General features: G+C 73.1%; 18 protein-coding genes. 17 read left to right on the top strand and 1 reads right to left on the bottom strand.

The annotated features are described in order from the left end of the window. Nucleotides 1-37: 37 nt before the first annotated feature. The 8 genes from HB370_RS08550 to HB370_RS08515 all read left to right on the top strand — a co-directional run bounded on the left by HB370_RS08550 (nt 38) and on the right by HB370_RS08515 (nt 8,661). A complete protein-coding gene (locus HB370_RS08550; RefSeq protein WP_030794997.1) occupies nt 38-1,144 on the top strand; it encodes a quinone-dependent dihydroorotate dehydrogenase in 1,107 nt (368 codons plus the stop codon). Beyond that, the gene (gene pyrF / locus HB370_RS08545) at nt 1,141-2,043 is read left to right on the top strand and encodes an orotidine-5'-phosphate decarboxylase (protein ID WP_078637865.1); all 903 of its coding nucleotides are present in this window, start codon (nt 1,141-1,143) and stop codon (nt 2,041-2,043) included. Before HB370_RS08550 ends, pyrF begins: the two co-directional genes overlap by 4 nt. 297 nt (nt 2,044-2,340) lie before the next feature. Further along, nucleotides 2,341-2,664 carry an integration host factor gene (locus tag HB370_RS08540; protein ID WP_003977346.1) on the top strand — a complete coding sequence of 108 codons (324 nt, stop codon included), beginning with the start codon at nt 2,341-2,343 and terminating at the stop codon, nt 2,662-2,664. Between the two features lie 61 nt (nt 2,665-2,725). After that, entirely contained in the window at nt 2,726-3,283 is a 558-nt protein-coding gene (gmk, locus tag HB370_RS08535; RefSeq protein WP_030794990.1) for a guanylate kinase, read from the top strand. Between the two features lie 53 nt (nt 3,284-3,336). Beyond that, nucleotides 3,337-3,609 (top strand): DNA-directed RNA polymerase subunit omega, encoded by a 273-nt coding sequence (rpoZ, locus tag HB370_RS08530; RefSeq protein WP_030620214.1) that lies wholly within the window; start codon nt 3,337-3,339, stop codon nt 3,607-3,609. Nucleotides 3,610-3,696: 87 nt separating this feature from the next. After that, nucleotides 3,697-4,914 carry a bifunctional phosphopantothenoylcysteine decarboxylase/phosphopantothenate--cysteine ligase CoaBC gene (gene coaBC / locus HB370_RS08525; RefSeq protein ID WP_078637864.1) on the top strand — a complete coding sequence of 406 codons (1,218 nt, stop codon included), beginning with the start codon at nt 3,697-3,699 and terminating at the stop codon, nt 4,912-4,914. Between the two features lie 249 nt (nt 4,915-5,163). After that, nucleotides 5,164-6,372 (top strand): methionine adenosyltransferase, encoded by a 1,209-nt coding sequence (metK, locus tag HB370_RS08520; RefSeq protein ID WP_167512953.1) that lies wholly within the window; start codon nt 5,164-5,166, stop codon nt 6,370-6,372. 129 nt (nt 6,373-6,501) lie between these two features. Further along, nucleotides 6,502-8,661 carry a primosomal protein N' gene (locus HB370_RS08515; protein WP_030793195.1) on the top strand — a complete coding sequence of 720 codons (2,160 nt, stop codon included), beginning with the start codon at nt 6,502-6,504 and terminating at the stop codon, nt 8,659-8,661. A 209-nt stretch (nt 8,662-8,870) separates the two neighbouring features. Here HB370_RS08515 and HB370_RS08510 read toward each other — a convergent pair whose 3' ends face one another. Further along, nucleotides 8,871-9,413, bottom strand: coding sequence for a hypothetical protein (locus HB370_RS08510; RefSeq protein WP_030793198.1), 543 nt, complete (start codon nt 9,411-9,413; stop codon nt 8,871-8,873). Between the two features lie 214 nt (nt 9,414-9,627). Here HB370_RS08510 and fmt point away from each other — a divergent pair, with 214 nt between their 5' ends. The 9 genes from fmt (at nt 9,628) to HB370_RS08460 (ending at nt 18,842) form a co-directional block, all read left to right on the top strand. After that, nucleotides 9,628-10,560, top strand: coding sequence for a methionyl-tRNA formyltransferase (gene fmt, locus HB370_RS08505; protein WP_030793201.1), 933 nt, complete (start codon nt 9,628-9,630; stop codon nt 10,558-10,560). Between the two features lie 78 nt (nt 10,561-10,638). Then, nucleotides 10,639-12,057 (top strand): transcription antitermination factor NusB, encoded by a 1,419-nt coding sequence (locus HB370_RS08500; RefSeq protein ID WP_030793204.1) that lies wholly within the window; start codon nt 10,639-10,641, stop codon nt 12,055-12,057. A gap of 55 nt (nt 12,058-12,112) precedes the next feature. Beyond that, nucleotides 12,113-12,799, top strand: a complete 687-nt coding sequence (gene rpe / locus HB370_RS08495) for a ribulose-phosphate 3-epimerase (RefSeq protein WP_030793207.1) — start codon at nt 12,113-12,115, stop codon at nt 12,797-12,799. A gap of 90 nt (nt 12,800-12,889) precedes the next feature. Beyond that, a complete protein-coding gene (locus HB370_RS08490; RefSeq protein WP_030793210.1) occupies nt 12,890-13,933 on the top strand; it encodes a sugar-binding domain-containing protein in 1,044 nt (347 codons plus the stop codon). Nucleotides 13,934-14,207: 274 nt separating this feature from the next. Then, on the top strand, nt 14,208-14,612 hold the full coding sequence (locus tag HB370_RS08485) for a ribonuclease domain-containing protein (protein ID WP_030793213.1): 405 nt from the start codon (nt 14,208-14,210) through the stop codon (nt 14,610-14,612). Beyond that, nucleotides 14,609-14,938, top strand: a complete 330-nt coding sequence (locus HB370_RS08480; protein ID WP_030793216.1) for a barstar family protein — start codon at nt 14,609-14,611, stop codon at nt 14,936-14,938. Before HB370_RS08485 ends, HB370_RS08480 begins: the two co-directional genes overlap by 4 nt. 132 nt (nt 14,939-15,070) lie before the next feature. Then, nucleotides 15,071-16,513 carry a GuaB1 family IMP dehydrogenase-related protein gene (locus HB370_RS08475; RefSeq protein WP_030793219.1) on the top strand — a complete coding sequence of 481 codons (1,443 nt, stop codon included), beginning with the start codon at nt 15,071-15,073 and terminating at the stop codon, nt 16,511-16,513. A 361-nt stretch (nt 16,514-16,874) separates the two neighbouring features. Then, nucleotides 16,875-18,362: an amino acid permease gene (locus HB370_RS08465; RefSeq protein ID WP_030793222.1), complete on the top strand. Its 1,488-nt coding sequence runs from the start codon at nt 16,875-16,877 to the stop codon at nt 18,360-18,362. 27 nt (nt 18,363-18,389) lie between these two features. After that, nucleotides 18,390-18,842: an Lrp/AsnC family transcriptional regulator gene (locus HB370_RS08460; RefSeq protein WP_030620185.1), complete on the top strand. Its 453-nt coding sequence runs from the start codon at nt 18,390-18,392 to the stop codon at nt 18,840-18,842. Nucleotides 18,843-18,857 lie beyond the last annotated feature (15 nt).

Here is an 18,857-nt window from a genome sequence, read left to right as displayed (position 1 = left end):
ACACCGGAAACGGTGTCCCCCTCTTCACGAGGACACCATGTACAAGATCTTTTTCCAGCTGGTCTTCCGCCGCATGGACCCGGAGCAGGCGCACCACCTGGCCTTCCGATGGATCCGGCTGGCCGCCCGCGTTCCCGTGCTGCGCACCTTCGTCGCCGCCGTCCTCGCGCCCCGCTACAAGGAGCTGCGCACCGAGGCGTTCGGGCTGCGGATGCACGGCCCGTTCGGACTGGCCGCCGGCTTCGACAAGAACGCCGTCGCGATCGACGGGATGTCGATGCTGGGCTTCGACCACGTCGAGATCGGCACGGTGACGGGGGAGCCGCAGCCTGGCAACCCCAAGAAGCGGCTGTTCCGGCTCGTCGCCGACCGCGCGCTGATCAACCGCATGGGCTTCAACAACGACGGCTCGCTGGCCGTGGCGGCCCGCCTGGCCTCCCGCGAGGCGGTCTTCAAGACCGTCGTCGGCGTCAACATCGGCAAGACCAAGGTCGTCCCCGAGGCGGAGGCCGTCGCCGACTACGTGAAGTCGGCCGAGCGGCTCGCGCCGCACGCCGACTACCTGGTCGTCAACGTCTCCTCGCCCAACACCCCCGGCCTGCGCGACCTCCAGGCGGTGGACCACCTGCGCCCGCTGCTCACCGCCGTGCGCGAGGCCGCCGACCGGGCCGTTCCCGCCCGGCGTGTCCCGCTGCTGGTGAAGATCGCCCCCGACCTCGCGGACGAGGACATCGACGCGGTCGCCGACCTTGCCGTGGAACTGGGCCTGGACGGCATCATCGCCACCAACACCACCATCGCCCGCGAGGGCCTGGGCCTCGCTTCCGCGCCCGCCCTGGTGGCGGAGACCGGCGGCCTGTCCGGGGCGCCGCTCAAGGCACGCTCCCTGGAGGTCCTGCGGCGCCTGTACGCGCGCGTGGGCGACCGGATCACCCTGGTGGGGGTCGGCGGCGTCGAGACCGCCGAGGACGCCTGGCAGCGCATCCTGGCCGGTGCGACGCTGGTCCAGGGCTACAGCGCCTTCATCTACGAGGGCCCCTTCTGGTGCCGGTCCATCCACAAGGGCCTCGCCGCCCGCCTGCGCACCAGCCCGTACGCCACCCTCGCCGACGCGGTCGGCGCCGATGTGAGGAAGCCCGCATGACCGCCCACCCGTCGCCCGACCACCACCCCGCAACGAGGCCCTCCGGGCCGCAGACATTTTCTGGAGAACCCTTCGGCGCCCGGCTGCGCCGCGCCATGGACGAGCGCGGCCCGCTGTGCGTCGGCATCGACCCGCACGCCTCCCTGCTCGCCGAGTGGGGCCTGGACGACGACATCGCCGGCCTGGAGCGGTTCAGCCGCACCGTCATCGAGGCCCTGGCCGGCCGGGTGGCCGTCCTGAAGCCGCAGAGCGCCTTCTTCGAGCGGTTCGGCTCGCGCGGCCTCGCCGTGCTGGAGAAGTCGGTCCAGGAGGCGCGCGCGGCCGGCGCGCTGGTCGTGATGGACGCCAAGCGCGGCGACATCGGCTCCACCATGGCCGCCTACGCCGAGGCGTTCCTGCGTCCGGACGCCCCGCTGTTCTCCGACGCCCTGACCGTCTCGCCGTACCTCGGCTACGGCTCGCTGTCCCCGGCCGTCGCGCTGGCCCGGGAGAGCGGCGCCGGACTGTTCGTGCTGGCGCTCACCTCGAACCCGGAGGGCGGCGAGGTGCAGCACGCGGTGCGCGCCGACGGCCGCACGGTCGGGGCGACCATGCTGGCCCACCTGTCGGCCGAGAACGCGGGGGAGGAGCCGCTGGGCTCCTTCGGCGCGGTCGTCGGCGCCACGCTCGGCGACCTGTCGTCGTACGACCTGGACATGGGCGGCCCGCTCCTCGCCCCCGGCATCGGTGCCCAGGGCGCGACCCCGGCCGACCTCCCCGGGGTCTTCGGGGCGGCCGTCCGCAACGTCGTGCCCAACGTCAGCCGGGGTGTCCTGCGGCACGGCCCCGACGCGGGCGCGCTGCGCGGCGCGGCCGAGCGGTTCGCGGAGGAGATCCGGCAGGCCGTCACCGCGGGCTGAGCCGCGGTGACGGCCTGCCGGAGCGCGATCCCGCCGTCCGCGGTGTGAATACACCCTCAAATCGGGGGCGATATGTGCAAAATGTCCGACCTGACGGAGGCTGACCAGGACTTTTCCGCTGTTCTCGCTGACTCTGGCGGACTTGCCCGCTAGTCTCCGAGGCAGTGGGGAACCTCCCGTGCCCCTCAGGGCAGTGTGGGGAGGTCGGGCGATGCGTCGTCCGTAGCCCCCAGGTGTGGGGCGTCAGGTTCCTCACCGGTCCGTATCCGACAGTTCGACATCCGAGGTGACGTAGGCGTGGCTCTTCCGCCCCTTACCCCTGAACAGCGCGCAGCCGCGCTCGAAAAGGCCGCCGCGGCTCGCCGGGAGCGGGCCGAGGTCAAGAATCGACTCAAGCACTCCGGCGCCTCCCTGCACGAGGTCATCAAGCAGGGCCAGGAAAACGACGTCATCGGCAAGATGAAGGTCTCCGCGCTGCTGGAGTCCCTGCCGGGCGTGGGCAAGGTCCGCGCCAAGCAGATCATGGAGCGTCTGGGCATCTCCGAGAGCCGCCGCGTGCGCGGTCTCGGTTCGAACCAGATCGCCTCCCTGGAGCGTGAGTTCGGCAGCACCGGCTCCTGAGTCCGCCCGCCCGGCGGACCGGGAGTCCCGGGCACCCCGGGATTGCTGGAATAATCGCTGCATGAGTGAACGTCCGCGGCTGACCGTGCTCTCCGGCCCCTCGGGGGTCGGCAAGAGCACGGTCGTCGCCCATATGCGCAAGGAACACCCCGACGTCTGGCTCTCGGTGTCGGCGACCACCCGCAAGCCGCGCCCCGGCGAGCAGCACGGAGTCCACTACTTCTTCGTCACCGACGAGGAGATGGACAAGCTGATCGCCAACGGGGAGCTGCTGGAGTGGGCCGAGTTCGCCGGCAACCGCTACGGCACGCCCCGCGCGGCCGTGCTGGAGCGGCTGGAGAAGGGCGAGCCCGTCCTGCTGGAGATCGACCTCCAGGGTGCCCGGCAGGTCCGCGCGTCCATGGCCGACGCACGGCTGGTGTTCCTGGCTCCGCCCTCCTGGGAGGAGCTGGTGCGCAGGCTGACCGGCCGGGGGACCGAGTCGCCGGAGGTCATCGAGCGCCGTCTCGAGGCGGCGCGGACCGAACTGGCGGCCGAGCCGGAGTTCGATGTGACCTTGGTCAACACCTCCGTCGAGGACGTGGCCCGCGAGCTGCTAGCCTTGATGGACGTTGTGTGATCGTGACCGTGATCACGATGTCTGATTCTTTTCCATCCATCGGAAGGTAGAGCGTGTCCTCTTCCATCACCGCGCCCGAGGGCATCATCAACCCGCCGATCGACGAGCTTCTCGAGGCGACCGACTCGAAGTACAGCCTCGTGATCTACGCGGCCAAGCGTGCCCGCCAGATCAACGCGTACTACTCGCAGCTCGGTGAGGGCCTCCTTGAGTACGTCGGTCCGCTCGTCGACACCCACGTGCACGAGAAGCCGCTCTCGATCGCCCTGCGCGAGATCAACGCCGGTCTGCTGACCTCCGAGGCTGTCGACGGCCCGGCGCAGTAGTACTTTCAGATCGCGTGTGACTTATCCACAGGCCCGGCAGTCATCCTGCCGGGCCTGTGGTGTGTCATGGGTGGTGCAGATTCTCGAATGCGAGGAGCCATGGTGGACAAGCCGAAGGTCGTGCTGGGGGTCAGCGGCGGTATCGCCGCGTACAAGGCCTGTGAGCTGCTGAGAAGGTTCACGGAGTCGGGCCATGACGTCCGGGTGGTGCCCACTGCCTCCGCGCTGCACTTCGTCGGCGCCGCCACCTGGTCCGCGCTGTCCGGCAACCCGGTCGCCACCGAGGTCTGGGACGACGTCCACGAGGTCCCGCACGTCCGCATCGGCCAGCACGCCGACCTGGTGGTGGTGGCCCCGGCCACCGCGGACATGCTCGCCAAGGCCGCCCACGGCCTCGCCGACGACCTGCTGACCAACACCCTGCTCACCGCCCGCTGCCCGGTGGTCTTCGCACCCGCGATGCACACCGAGATGTGGGAGCACCCGGCCACCCAGGAGAACGTCGCCACCCTGCGCCGTCGCGGTGCCGTCGTCATCGAGCCCGCCGTCGGCCGCCTCACCGGCGTCGACACCGGCAAGGGCCGGCTGCCCGACCCGGGCGAGATCTTCGAGGTCTGCCGCCGGGTTCTGGCCCGCGGCAGCGCCACGCCCGACCTCGAAGGACGGCACGTCGTCGTGTCCGCCGGCGGCACCCGCGAACCCCTCGACCCGGTCCGCTTCCTCGGCAACCGCTCCTCCGGCAAGCAGGGCTACGCCCTCGCCCGCACCGCCGCCGCCCGCGGCGCCCGGGTCACGCTGGTCGCGGCCAACACCGGCCTGCCCGACCCGGCGGGCGTGGACGTCGTCCGGGTGGGCACCGCCGTGCAGCTGCGGGAGGCCGTCCTGAAGGCCGCCGCGGACGCCGACGCGGTCGTCATGGCCGCCGCCGTGGCCGATTTCCGGCCGGCCGCCTATGCCGCCGGGAAGATCAAGAAGAAGGACGGCCAGGAGCCCGACCCGGTCGTCCTGGTGCGCAACCCGGACGTCCTCGCGGAGATCTCGGCCGAGCGGCCCCGGCCCGGACAGGTGATCGTCGGCTTCGCCGCCGAGACCGACGACGTCCTCGCCAACGGCCGCGCCAAGCTCGCCCGCAAGGGCTGTGACCTGCTCGTGGTCAACGAGGTGGGGGAGCGCAAGACCTTCGGTGCCGAGGAGAGCGAGGCCGTGGTGCTGGGCGCCGACGGCAGCGAGACCCCGGTGCCGTACGGCCCCAAGGAGGACCTCGCCGACACCGTCTGGGACCTGGTCGTCCGGCGCCTGGGCTGACCGGCGCCACCCGGTCGGGCGGCCAGGGGCCGTGTTCACGCCACGCCCGAATTGGGCGTGGCGACCCTGGCCAAGGCCGCCGGGCATTGGGCAGAATGCCCGTGCCGCAGGTCACAGCGCTCCCGAGAGGCGAGACGGGTGGCCCGTCGGCGGAGTGCGACCGATAAACTGTTCACGGTCGACGCCGGGCGCAGCCCCGCGTCGATCGCAAATGATCAGCCAGCAGCCGCTGCAACCACAGGGAGCGTTGTGTCCCGTCGCCTGTTCACCTCGGAGTCCGTGACCGAGGGTCACCCCGACAAGATCGCTGACCAGATCAGCGACACCATTCTCGACGCGCTTCTGCGTGAGGACCCGACCTCCCGGGTCGCCGTGGAGACGCTCATCACCACCGGCCTGGTGCACGTGGCCGGCGAGGTGACGACCAAGGCCTACGCGGACATCGCGACCCTCGTCCGCAACAAGATCCTGGACATCGGTTACGACTCCTCCAAGAAGGGCTTCGACGGCGCCTCCTGCGGTGTCTCGGTGTCCATCGGCGCGCAGTCCCCGGACATCGCGCAGGGTGTCGACGCCGCGTACGAGGCCCGGGTCGAGGGCGACGACGACGAGCTGGACCGGCAGGGCGCGGGCGACCAGGGCCTGATGTTCGGCTACGCGTCCGACGAGACGCCGACCCTGATGCCGCTGCCGATCTTCCTGGCGCACCGCCTGTCCAAGCGCCTGTCCGAGGTCCGCAAGAACGGCACCATCCCCTACCTGCGCCCCGACGGCAAGACGCAGGTCACCATCGAGTACGACGGCGACAAGGCCGTCCGTCTGGACACGGTGGTCGTCTCCTCCCAGCACGCCTCCGACATCGACCTGGAGTCGCTGCTCGCGCCCGACATCCGCGAGTTCGTCGTGGAGCCGGAGCTGAAGGCCCTGCTGGACGAGGGCATCAAGCTGGACACCGAGGGCTACCGCCTGCTGGTCAACCCGACCGGCCGCTTCGAGATCGGCGGCCCGATGGGCGACGCCGGTCTGACCGGCCGGAAGATCATCATCGACACCTACGGCGGCATGGCCCGGCACGGCGGCGGCGCCTTCTCCGGCAAGGACCCGTCCAAGGTGGACCGCTCGGCGGCGTACGCGATGCGCTGGGTCGCCAAGAACGTCGTGGCGGCCGGCCTGGCCTCCCGCTGCGAGGTCCAGGTCGCCTACGCCATCGGCAAGGCCGAGCCCGTCGGTCTGTTCGTGGAGACCTTCGGCACCCACAAGATCGACCCCGAGAAGATCGAGAAGGCGATCGACGAGGTCTTCGACCTCCGCCCGGCCGCGATCATCCGCGACCTCGACCTGCTCCGCCCGATCTACGGCCAGACCGCCGCGTACGGCCACTTCGGCCGCGAGCTGCCCGACTTCACCTGGGAGCGCACGGACCGCGTCGACGCCCTGCGCGCCGCCGCCGGCCTGTAACCCACACCCGCCCGCCCACCGAGGCCCGGTTTCCCGACCACGGGGGCCGGGCCTCGGCGCGTCGCGAGGCGGCCGGTGGCACTGCCGGCCGACCGGGCATTGTCGGTGGGGTTTGGTAAGAATGCTGGCGTGAGCAGCGAGAACGGGGTGTCCCGGGGAGATGGGGGCGGTGGGGCCGAAGGGGCGCCGCCGGAGCAGCTCGCGCTGATCCGGGAGAGTGTGCGCAAGGCCAAGGTGCCGCGGGCCAAGCCGCGGACCTGGCGGGGGGCCGCGCTGGCGCCGGAGCTGCCCGTCGCCCGGGTGCTGGTCGACAAGGGCGTGCTCCACCTCGACCGGTACTTCGACTACGCGGTGCCCGCCGAGCTGGACGCCCAGGCACAGCCCGGGGTGCGGGTGCGGGTGCGGTTCGGGGCCGGGCGGCACCGGGTGCGCGAGGGCCGCCGGGAGGGCGGCGGGCTCATCGACGGCTTCATCGTCGAGCGCCGGGCCGAGTCCGACTACTCCGGCCCGCTGGCCGCGCTCGCCCAGGTCGTGTCGCCGGAGCCGGTACTGGGCGAGGAGCTGCTCGGCCTCGCGCGGGCCGTCGCCGACCGGTACGCGGGCAGCCTCGCCGACGTGCTGCAACTGGCCGTACCGCCGCGCAACGCCCGCGCCGAACAGCGGCCGTCCCCCGCGCCGCTGCCCCCGCCCGAGGCGCCCGACGCCGGTTCCTGGGCGCGGTACGAGCACGGGGGCGCCTTCCTCGACGCGCTGGCCTCCGGCGGGGCGCCCAGGGCCGTGTGGAACGCGCTGCCCGGACCGATGTGGAGCGAGGAGCTGGCCCGGGCCGTCGCCGCCACCCTCGCCTCCGGGCGGGGCGCCCTGGTCGTCGTACCGGACGGGCGGGCCGCCGCCCGCGTCGACGCCGCCCTGACCGCGCTGCTCGGCCCGGGCCGGCACGCCCTGCTCACCGCCGACGCCGGTCCCGAGAAGCGGTACGCCGAGTGGCTGGCGGTGCGACGCGGATCCGTGCGCGCCGTCGTCGGGACGCGGGCGGCGATGTTCGCGCCCGTGCGGGACCTCGGGCTCGTCGCCGTCTGGGACGACGGCGACGACAGCCACAGCGAGCCGCACGCCCCGCAGCCGCACGCCCGCGATGTGCTGCTGCTGCGGGCCGCGCTGGACCGGTGCGCCTTCCTGCTGGGGGGCTGGGGCTGCACCGTGGAGGGCGCCCAGCTCGTCGAGACCGGCTGGGCCCGGCCGCTGGTCGCCGGGCGCGAGCAGGTGCGCCGGGCCGCGCCCCTGGTGCGGACCGTCGGGGACGAGGACCTCGCGCGCGACGAGGCGGCCCGGGCCGCCCGGCTGCCCAGCCTCGCCTGGCAGGCCGCCCGCGAGGGGCTGCGGCACGGGCCGGTGCTGGTGCAGGTGCCCCGGCGCGGCTACACCCCCCGCATGGCCTGCGCCCGGTGCCGGGCGCCCGCCCGGTGCCGGCACTGCTCGGGGCCGCTGGAGGGACAGGACGGGGGCGTGCTGCGGTGCGGCTGGTGCGGGCAGGGGGAGAGCGCCTGGCACTGCCCGGAGTGCGGTGGTTTCCGGCTCCGCGCGCAGATCGTCGGCGCGCGCCGCACCGCCGAGGAGCTGGGGCGCGCGTTTCCCGCCGTACCGGTGCGCACCTCGGGGCGCGAGCATGTACTGGACACCGTTCCGGACACGCCCGCCCTGGTGGTCAGCACGCCGGGCGCCGAACCGGTGGCCGAGGGCGGCTACGCGGCGGCCCTGCTCCTGGACGGCTGGGCCATGCTCGGGCGTCCCGACCTGCGGGCCGGGGAGGACGCGCTGCGCCGGTGGATCGCGGCCGGTGCGCTGGTGCGGCCCCAGGGCGAGGGGGGCACCGTGGTCGTGGTGGCCGAGCCGACCCTGCGGCCCGTCCAGGCGCTGGTGCGCTGGGACCCCGTCGGGCACGCCGTGCGCGAACTGTCCGAGCGGGCCGAACTGGGCTTCCCGCCGGTGTCCCGGATGGCGGCCGTGTCCGGACCGCCGGCGGCCGTCGCCGAGTTCTTGGCGGCCGTCGAACTGCCGCCGGACGCCGAGGTGCTGGGCCCGGTCCCGCTGCCGCCCGCGCAGCCCGGCCGGCCGCGCCGGCCCGGCGCGCCCCCGCCCGGCGAACACTGGGAACGGGCCCTCGTCCGCGTCCCGCCGGGCAGCGGCGCCGCCCTGGCCACGGCCCTGAAGACGGCCCAGGCCGCCCGCATGGCCCGCGGCAGCGCCGAGCAGGTACGGGTCCGTGTCGACCCACCGGACATCGGCTGAGCCGCCGGGTACCGGTCACCGGACCGTCGGGTCGGGTGCCGGTCGGGGGGCGGGCTGCGGGGTACCGGTCACCGGACCGTCGGGTCGGGATCCGGACGGGGACGGGCTGCCGGGCACCGGATGGGCTCCGGGGTGCGGCGGGGGTGCCCGCCCCACACATCTGCCCTCCCGGATCTCTCCGGGAGGGCAGGGTCGGGTAGCCGGCGGGGTCAGCCGTTGCGCGGGCTGGGGAACGTGGCGGGGCGGGTGTCGTCGCGGCGGGTGGGGGCCGTCGCGGTCGGCTGGGTGGGCATGGAGCGGGCCGCGGGCACCGTCGGCACGGCGGGCAGCCCGGTGTTCACACTGATCGTGCGGGTGCCGGACGGCTCCGGCGTCCGCTCCGCCTCGGCCGCCGCCTGGGCCGCCGCGCGGCGGGCGCCGTAGCGGCGGTGCACCGCCTGTTTGGTGACCCCGAGCGCCGAGCCCACCGCGTCCCACGAGAAACCGAGTGAGCGGTCGAAGTCCACCGCGGCCGTGACCAGCGTCTCGACACTGTCGCGGAGTTCCTGGGCGAGGCGGACCGTCGGGGCTGGGGCGCGTCCGTAGACGACGAAGCCCGTGGACGGGCCGGAGCGGCGCGGGCGGTAGACGTTGCCCAGCTGGGCGGTGAGCGTGCGCAGCGCGTCCACCTGCCGGCGGACCCGCTCGATGTCCCGCACCAGCAAGTGCAGGCTGGCCCGGGCCTGGGCGTCGTGGGTTGCGTGGTCGGCCATGAACAAGCCTCTCGAACCGGCGTTGAAAGGAATTCGGCCGCGAAAGCGGCCCGATGTGGTCAACTCTTTCTTGACCAACGCGCCGACCCTCCCCTGGTCACGGGCTGGGGGCGTACGGGCATATGCGTACGCCGGTCGCCCACCCGTGCGCCGTCCATGGTCATAGACTGGTGCGCTGCCCGACCGCCCCCGCCCGAGAGGCCCGATCCCGCCCATGAAGCTCGTCTTCGCCGGTACCCCCGAGGTCGCCGTTCCCGCCCTGGACGCCCTGCTCGCCTCCGGGCGGCACGAGGTGGCCGCCGTCGTCACGCGGCCCGACGCGCCGGCCGGGCGCGGGCGCAGGCTGGTCGCGTCCCCCGTGGCCGAGCGGGCGGAGGAGGCCGGGATCGAGGTGCTGAAGCCGCTCAAGCCCCGGGACGCGGACTTTCTGGAGCGGCTGAGGCAGATCGCCCCGGACTGCTGCCCGGTCGTCGCCTACGGCGCCCTGCTGCCCCGGCTCGCCCTGGACATCCCGGCCCACGGCTGGGTCAACCTGCACTTCTCGCTGCTGCCCGCCTGGCGCGGCGCCGCGCCCGTGCAGCACGCCGTCATGGCGGGCGACGAGATCACCGGGGCGTCCACCTTCCTCATCGAGGAGGGCCTGGACTCCGGGCCCGTCTACGGCACCGTCACCGAGGAGATCCGCCCCACCGACACCAGCGGCGACCTGCTCACCCGGCTCGCCTTCGCGGGCGCCGGACTGCTCGCCGCCACCATGGACGGCATCGAGGACGGCACCCTGAAGGCCGTACCGCAGCCCGCCGAGGGCGTCTCCCTCGCGCCGAAGATCACCGTCGAGGACGCCCAGGTGGACTGGGCGGCGCCCGCGCTGCGCGTCGACCGGGTGGTGCGCGGCTGCACCCCGGCGCCCGGCGCCTGGACCACCTTCCGCGGCGAGCGGCTCAAGCTCGTCCAGGTCACCCCCGTGCCCGAGCGGACCGGCCTCGCGCCGGGCCGGCTCGCGGTGGGCAAGAACAGCGTGCACGTGGGCACCGGCTCGTACGCCGTCGAACTGCTCTGGGTGCAGGCCCAGGGCAAGAAGCCGATGCGCGCGGCCGACTGGGCGCGCGGGGTGCGCATCGCGGAGGGCGAGACCCTCGGCGGCTGACGCCCCGGACGGCGGTGGCGGGGATGCCCCGACGTAGGCTGGAGAGGCATCCCCGTCTATCTCCGGAGCACCTTTTTCGTGAGCGAGTCCTCCCGGCGGCCCCGCAGGCCCGCCAAGCCCTACCGCCGTCCCCAGAAGGACCCCGTCCGCATCCTGGCCTTCGAGGCGCTGCGCGCGGTGGACGAGCGGGACGCCTACGCCAACCTCGTGCTGCCCCCGCTGCTGCGCAAGGCCCGCGACAAGGGCGACTTCGACGCCCGGGACGCCGCGCTCGCCACCGAGCTGGTGTACGGCACGCTGCGCCGGCAGGGCACCTACGACGCCGTCATCGCCGCCTGTGTCGACCGGCCGCTGCGCGAGGTCGACCCGCCGGTGCTGGACGTGCTCAGCCTCGGCGCGCACCAGCTGCTCGGCACCCGGATCCCGACGCACGCCGCCGTCTCCGCCACCGTGGAGCTGGCCCGGGTGGTGCTCGGGGACGGCCGGGCCAAGTTCGTCAACGCCGTGCTGCGCAAGGTCGCGCAGGACGACCTGGCGGGCTGGACAGAGAAGGTCGCCCCGCCTTATGACGAGGATCCCGAGGACCACCTGGCCGTGGTGCACTCGCACCCGCGCTGGGTCGTCTCCGCGCTCTGGGACTCCCTCGGCGGCGGCCGGACGGGCATCGAGGAGCTGCTGGCCGCCGACAACGAACGGCCCGAGGTGACCCTGGTCGCCCGGCCCGGACGGGCCACCACCGAGGAGCTGCTGCGCGAGGACGCCGCCGTACCGGGCCGCTGGTCGCCGTACGCCGTACGGCTCGCGGAGGGCGGCGAGCCGGGCGCGGTCGAGGCCGTGCGCGAGGGCCGGGCCGGCGTGCAGGACGAGGGCAGCCAGCTGGTCGCCCTCGCGCTCGCGAACGCCCCGCTCGACGGGCCCGACGAGAAGTGGCTCGACGGCTGCGCCGGCCCCGGCGGCAAGGCCGCGCTGCTCGCCGCCCTGGCCGCCGAGCGCGGTGCCGTGCTGCTCGCCTCCGAGAAGCAGCCGCACCGGGCCGGGCTGGTCGCCAAGGCGCTGCACGGCAACCCGGGCCCGTACCAGGTCATCGCCGCCGACGGCACCCGTCCGCCGTGGCGGCCCGGCAGCTTCGACCGGGTGCTCGTGGACGTCCCGTGCAGCGGCCTCGGCGCCCTGCGCCGCCGCCCCGAGGCCCGCTGGCGCCGCCGCCCCGAGGACCTGGACACCTTCGCCCCGCTCCAGCGCGCCCTGCTGCGCACCGCCCTGGACTCCGTACGCGTCGGCGGGGTCGTCGGCTACGCCACCTGCTCCCCGCACCTCGCCGAGACCCGGGCGGTGGTCGCCGACGTCCTCAAACAGCACCCCGGCACCGACCTGATCGACGCCCGCCCGCTGCTCCCCGGCCTCCCCGGCCTGGGCGAGGGCCCGGACATCCAGCTGTGGCCCCATCTGCACGGCACGGACGCGATGTACCTCGCCCTGATCCGCAGGACCGCGTAGCGCCGGCCGCCCCGGGCCCGAACAGCCGTGCCCGGCAGGGCATAGGCTTGGGCCCATGTCCGTGCAGATCAATCCCAGCATCCTGTCCGCCGACTTCGCCCGCCTCGCGGACGAGGCCGAGGCGGTCCGCGGCGCCGACTGGCTCCATGTCGACGTCATGGACAACCACTTCGTCCCGAACCTCACCCTCGGCGTGCCGGTGGTGGAGTCCCTGGCCCGGGCGACGGACACCCCGCTGGACTGCCACCTGATGATCGAGGACCCCGACCGCTGGGCCCCTCAGTACGTCGAGGCGGGGGCGTCGTCGGTCACCTTCCACGTGGAGGCCGCGGCCGCCCCGGTGCGGCTCGCCCGGGAGATCCGCGCGAAGGGCGCCCGCGCGTCCATGGCGCTGAAGCCCGCGACGCCCATCGAGCCGTTCGAGGACCTGCTGCCGGAACTCGACATGCTGCTGATCATGACGGTCGAGCCGGGCTTCGGCGGCCAGGCGTTCCTCGACATCATGCTGCCGAAGATCCGCCGCACCCGGGAGCTGATCAAGAAGCACGGTCTGCAGCTGTGGCTCCAGGTCGACGGCGGTGTGTCGGCCGCCACCATCGAGCAGTGCGCGGACGCGGGAGCGGACGTGTTCGTCGCCGGCTCGGCCGTGTACGGGGCCGAGGACCCGGCCGAGGCCGTGCGCGCGCTGCGCGCCCAGGCGGAGTCGGCCACCGCCAAGGCGTCCTGGGCATGCGACCACTGAGCCACGGCGAAGTGAACGGTTGAATGAAGGCCGCCCATCAGGGCGGATCAGTCGCCCCGAATCTGCGAGGATGAACGGCGAATCCAGAGTGTGAACAGCAGTGAGGAGATCGCCGTGTCGGGTATGTCGGCGGGCCGGTCAGCCATGCGGATGGGACCCGCTGAGCTGGTGCAGGCGGCGGCCATGGCCCGCCGCTTCTACCTCGAGGGCAAGTCCAAGATCCAGATCGCGGAGGAGTTCGGCGTCAGCCGCTTCAAGGTGGCCCGGGTCCTGGAGACCGCCCTCGAACGGGACCTCGTACGCATCGAGATCCGTGTGCCGGCCGAGCTGGACGCCGAGCGTTCCGACGCGCTCCGCGCCCGCTACGGCCTGCGGCACGCCGTCGTGGTCGAGTCCCCGGCCGAGGCGGAGGAGACCCCGGACCCCGAGAACCTCGGTGAGGTCGCCGCCGACCTGCTCGGCGAACTCGTCAACGAGGGGGACGTGCTGGGGCTGGCCTGGGGCCGGTCCACCATCCACATGGCGGCGGCGCTCGACCGGCTGCCGCCGTGCACGGTGGTGCAGCTGACGGGCGTGTACGACGCCGGGACCGCCGAGCGCGGCTCGGTGGAGGCCGTCCGCCGGGCCGCCCAGGTCTCGGGCGGCGACGCGCACCCCATCTACGCGCCGATGCTGCTGCCGGACGCGGCCACCGCGGCGGCGCTGCGCAGCCAGACCGGGATCGCCCGGGCCTTCGAGTACTTCGACAAGGTCACGGTCGCCTGTGTCTCCATCGGCTCCTGGGAGCCGGGCATCTCGACCGTGCACGACATGCTCAGCGACGAGGAGCGCGCGCACTACGCCTCGCTCGGTGTCGCCGCCGAGATGTCGGCGCACCTCTTCGATGCCGAGGGGCGCCGGATCGGCCGGGACCTGGGGGAGCGGTGCATCACGGTCAAGACCGACCAGCTGCGCCGTATCCCGGAGGTGGTGGCGATCGCGGGCGGGCAGCGCAAGGCCGCCGCGATCGACGCGGTGCTGCGCTCCGGACTGGTCACCAGCCTGGTGACCGACACCTCGGCCGCCGACTACCTGCTGACGGCGGGCCAGGCGCCCAAGCCGGCGCTCAGCCGCCAGGACCCCGACGGAGTCTGACGGCACCTCCCGGCGGGCCGGAGGGCATCCGGCATCAGGGCGTCGTGCGGGTTTCGGCGGCGTCCGACAGCGCCTCCGGCGGGCCGGAGGGTGTCCGGCGCCGGGGCCGGGTGGGGGCCCAAGGCGTCCCGCCGCGCTTCCTGGCGGGTCCCAAAGCCTCCCGCCGCGTGCCTGGCGGGCTCAAGGCGTCCCGCTGCGGCCCCTGGCGGCCCCCAAGGCGTCCGGCAGAGCTCCCCGACGGGCCCCTGCGGGACGGCCGTGGCAGCATCGACGCATGCCGCCACGGTTCGTCCCCCGCGCCCTCGCCGGGCTCCTGGTCTGTCTCGCCGTTCTCCTGACGGGGTGCTCCGGCGGCTCCCCGCCGGCCTCCCCGGGCGCCTCCACCCCGGCCTGGGCGCACGGCATGGCCACGGTCCCCGCGTCCCGGCTGCCCGCCGAGGCGCGCCGGACACTGGCCCTGATCGACCGGGGCGGGCCCTTCCCCTACGCCCAGGACGGAGCCGTCTTCGGGAACTTCGAGCGACACCTGCCCCGGCACCCGCGCGGCTACTACCACGAGTACACCGTGAAGACCCCCGGTTCCCGCGACCGGGGCGCCCGGCGCCTGGTCACCGGGCAGGGCGGGGAGATCTACTACACCGATGACCACTACGACTCGTTCCGGGCGGTACTGAGATGAGCGAAGACCCGGCCGGCCCGCTCGTGGCCGTGCTCGACCTCGACGGCGTCACGGACAAGGCGGGCCTGATGGACCGTGCCGTCCGGGCCCTGGCGCTGCCCGACTGGTTCGGCCGCAACTGGGACGCGCTGGCCGACTCCCTGTCCGATCACACGGTCTGGCCCGACGGCGCCGTGGAACGGGGGCTGCTGGTCGTCGTACGGGGCTGGCGGCCGTACGCCGAGGCCCGGCCCGAGGAGTGGCGCACCGCCGAGGAGGTCCTCACCGAGGCCGCGGACCGCACCACCGCCCTCACCGTCGCCCTCGCCCTTGGAGGAACCTCCTAGCCGTCCGGTGACGACCCTGGATGTTCTGTCAGGGCATGACGGACGGCCCGCCATGGGAGAATGAAGTACGTGCTCTTTCCCCCTGGCACACCTGTCAGGGGGTCACCTCTGATCGACTGGGATGTGCAGCACGTGCGTTTCCTCAATGACATCCGGCCCGCGTACGACCTGACGTACGACGACGTGTTCATGGTGCCGCGCCGCTCCGCGGTGGGCTCGCGTCAGGGCGTGGACCTCGCCTCGCCGGACGGGACGGGCACCACCATCCCGCTCGTCGTCGCGAACATGACCGCCATCGCCGGCCGCCGCATGGCCGAGACGGTGGCCCGCCGCGGCGGGCTCGTGGTCATCCCGCAGGACATCCCGATCGACGTCGTCACCGATGTGATCTCCTGGGTGAAGAGCCGGCACCTGGTGCTGGACACCCCGATCGTGCTGGCCCCGCACCAGACCGTCGCCGACGCCCTGGCGCTGCTGCCCAAGCGCGCGCACAACGCCGGCGTGGTCGTGGACGAGAACCGCCGGCCCGTCGGTGTCGTCACCGACGCCGACCTGTCCGGCGTCGACCGCTTCACCCAGCTCGAAGTCGTCATGTCCAAGGACCTGCTCCTGCTGGACGCCGACATCGACCCGCGCGAGGCATTCAACACCCTCGACCACCACAACCGCCGCTACGCCCCGGCCGTCGACAAGGACGGCAGGCTCGCCGGCATCCTCACCCGCAAGGGCGCCCTGCGCGCCACGCTGTACACCCCGGCCGTGGACGCCGACGGCAAGCTGCGGATCGCCGCCGCGGTCGGCATCAACGGCGACGTGGCGGGCAAGGCCAAGCAGCTGCTCGACGCGGGCGTGGACACGCTCGTCATCGACACCGCGCACGGCCACCAGGAGTCGATGATCAGCGCCATCCAGGTGGTGCGCGCCCTCGACCCGAAGGTCCCGATCGTCGCGGGCAACATCGTCTCCGCCGAGGGTGTGAAGGATCTCGTCGACGCGGGCGCCGACATCATCAAGGTCGGTGTCGGCCCGGGCGCGATGTGCACCACCCGCATGATGACCGGCGTGGGCCGCCCGCAGTTCTCGGCCGTCCTGGAATGCGCCGCCGAGGCGAAGAAGTACGGCAAGCACGTGTGGGCCGACGGCGGTGTCCGCCACCCGCGCGACGTCGCCATGGCCCTCGCGGCCGGCGCGTCCAACGTGATGGTCGGCTCCTGGTTCGCCGGCACCTACGAGTCCCCGGGCGACCTCCAGCACGACGCCAACGGCCGCGCCTACAAGGAGTCGTTCGGCATGGCCTCCGCGCGCGCGGTGGCCAACCGCACGTCCGAGGAGTCGGCCTACGACCGCGCCCGCAAGGCGCTGTTCGAGGAGGGCATCTCCACCTCCCGGATGTTCCTCGACCCGGCCCGCCCGGGCGTCGAGGACCTGATCGACTCGATCATCGCGGGCGTCCGCTCGTCCTGCACCTACGCGGGCGCCGGCTCGCTGGAGGAGTTCGCCGAGAAGGCGATCGTCGGCATCCAGAGCGCGGCCGGCTACGCCGAGGGCAAGCCGCTGCACGCCAGCTGGAGCTGACCCGCGGCCTGCCGCGCACGACGGCCCCCGCCGTTCCCCCACCCGGGAACGGCGGGGGCCGTCGCCGTATCCGCCGACCTCGGAAAAGGTGCTCTTCAGGGCGTTGCGCAACGGTCGAAACCGTGCGCGCAACGATTTGTCATTCGGGGCGGATGAACGCAATGATTCTGCGGGGATGCGCAAGGTTGCTGCATTACGCCCGTGAAGGCCCGCCTCATAGGGTGCTGCGCTAGTACGTGCGTGGCGGGGACCCCGCTCGGTGGGTCCCTGCCCTCGCAGGCCCACCGGTCCCCGTCCACGAGGGCCGGCTCATCCGCCGGTCCGCGTCCGCACCACACCGGCAGCGAGAAGGAGCCAGCGCGTGCTCGACCAAGGCGCACCCCCGCAGAACCAGATACCGGCCGCCCCCGCGTCCCCGGGCGTCGCCGCGCGCCTGATGCGTCGCAAGCCGGTGGAACGCCTGGTCGCGGAGGGCGGCCACGGCGAGGGAGGACAGCTTCGGCGCTCCCTCGGACTGTGGCAGCTGACCATGATCAGCATCGGTGCCACCCTCGGCACCGGTATCTTCGTCGTCCTCGGCGACGCCGTCCCCGAGGCCGGCCCCGCGGTCACCCTGTCCTTCGTGATCGCCGGACTCACCGCGCTGTTCTCGGCCCTGTCCTACGCCGAGCTGGCGGGCAGCATCCCGGTCGCCGGCTCCTCCTACTCGTACGCATACGCAACGATGGGCGAGCTGGTCGCCTGGGTCTGCGGCTGGTGCCTGATCCTCGAGTACGGCGTCTCGGTGGCCGCCGTCGCCGTCGGCTGGGGCGAGTACCTGAACGAGCTGCTGGACGGCACCATCGGCGTCACCATCCCGAGCGTGCTGTCCTCGGCCCCCGGCGAGGGCGGTGTCATCAACCTGCCCGCGCTGGTCGTCGTCCTGCTGGCGATGGTGTTCCTGCTCGGCGGCGCCCGCGAGTCCGCCCGCGCCAACACGATCATGGTGTGCGTGAAGATCGTCGCCCTCGTGCTGTTCTGCGCGGTCGGCATCATGGGCTTCAAGTCCGGCAACTACGCCGACTTCATGCCGCTCGGCATGAGCGGCGTCAGCGCCGCCGGTGCCACGCTGTTCTTCTCGTACATCGGCTTCGACGCCGCCTCCACCGCCGGTGAGGAGGCCAAGGACCCCAAGCGGGACCTGCCGCGGGCGATCATGCTGTCGCTGATCATCGTCACCGCGCTGTACGTGCTCGTCGCCGGTGTCGCCGTCGGCGCCTGGAACTGGAAGAAGTTCGACGGCTCGGAGGCGTCCCTCGCCGCGATCATGAACGGCGTCAGCGGCCAGACCTTCTGGGGCACGATGCTGGCGCTCGGCGCGGTCATCTCCATCGCGAGCGTGGTGCTCACCGTGCTCTACGGCCAGACCCGCATCCTCTTCGCGATGTCCCGCGACGGCCTGGTCCCCAAGGCGCTCGGCAAGGTCCACCGCAAGACCGGCGCCCCCCGCCTCAACACGGTGATCGTCTCCCTGTTCTGCGGTGCGCTCGCCGCCCTCATCCCGCTCGGCAAGCTCGTCGACGCCACCAGCATCGGCACCCTGTTCGCCTTCGCCCTGGTCAACGTCGCGGTCATCGTGCTGCGCCGCAAGCGGCCGAACCTGGAGCGGACGTTCAAGGTGCCGTTCGGGCCGCTGCTGCCGGTGCTGGGCTTCCTGTTCTGTGCGTACAACATGTTCAGCCTCGACACCGTGACCTGGGTCGTCTTCGGATGCTGGATGGCCGCCGGGCTCGTGTTCTACTTCCTGTACGGCTATCGCCGTTCCCGTCTCGCGGCCGACGACGACCTCGCGGTGACGGCAGTGAAGTGACCGAACCGAAGAAGTGAACGACCCCCTGTGCTGAACGATCTCGACGAACGCATCGTGCACGCCCTCGCCGAGGACGCCCGCCGCTCCTACGCGGACATCGGGCAGCTGATCGGCCTGTCCGCGCCCGCGGTGAAGCGGCGCGTGGACCGGCTGCGGGCCACCGGAGCCATCACCGGCTTCACCGTCCGGGTGGACCCGGCGGCGCTCGGCTGGGAGACCGAGGGGTACATCGAGATCTACTGCCGGAGCAACACCTCTCCGGAGACCATCCAGCGGGGTCTGGAGCGGTACCAGGAGGTCGTGGCCGCGTCGACCGTCACCGGCGACGCGGACGCGATCGCCCAGGTCTTCGCCTCCGACATGCGGCACTTCGAGCGGGTCCTGGAGCGGATCGCGGGCGAGCCGTTCGTGGAACGCACCAAGTCCGTCCTGGTCCTGTCACCCCTGCTGCGCCGCTTCTCCTCCGGGGCGCCGGGGTAGGAGCGGACGGCGGCC

This window comes from Streptomyces sp. DSM 40868 (genome assembly GCF_011820545.1).
In the GTDB taxonomy this organism is placed as follows: Bacteria; Actinomycetota; Actinomycetes; order Streptomycetales; family Streptomycetaceae; genus Streptomyces; species Streptomyces eurythermus.
The sequence above is the reverse complement of the archived record's forward strand: the minus strand, read 5'-3'. Positions and strand labels throughout refer to the sequence as shown.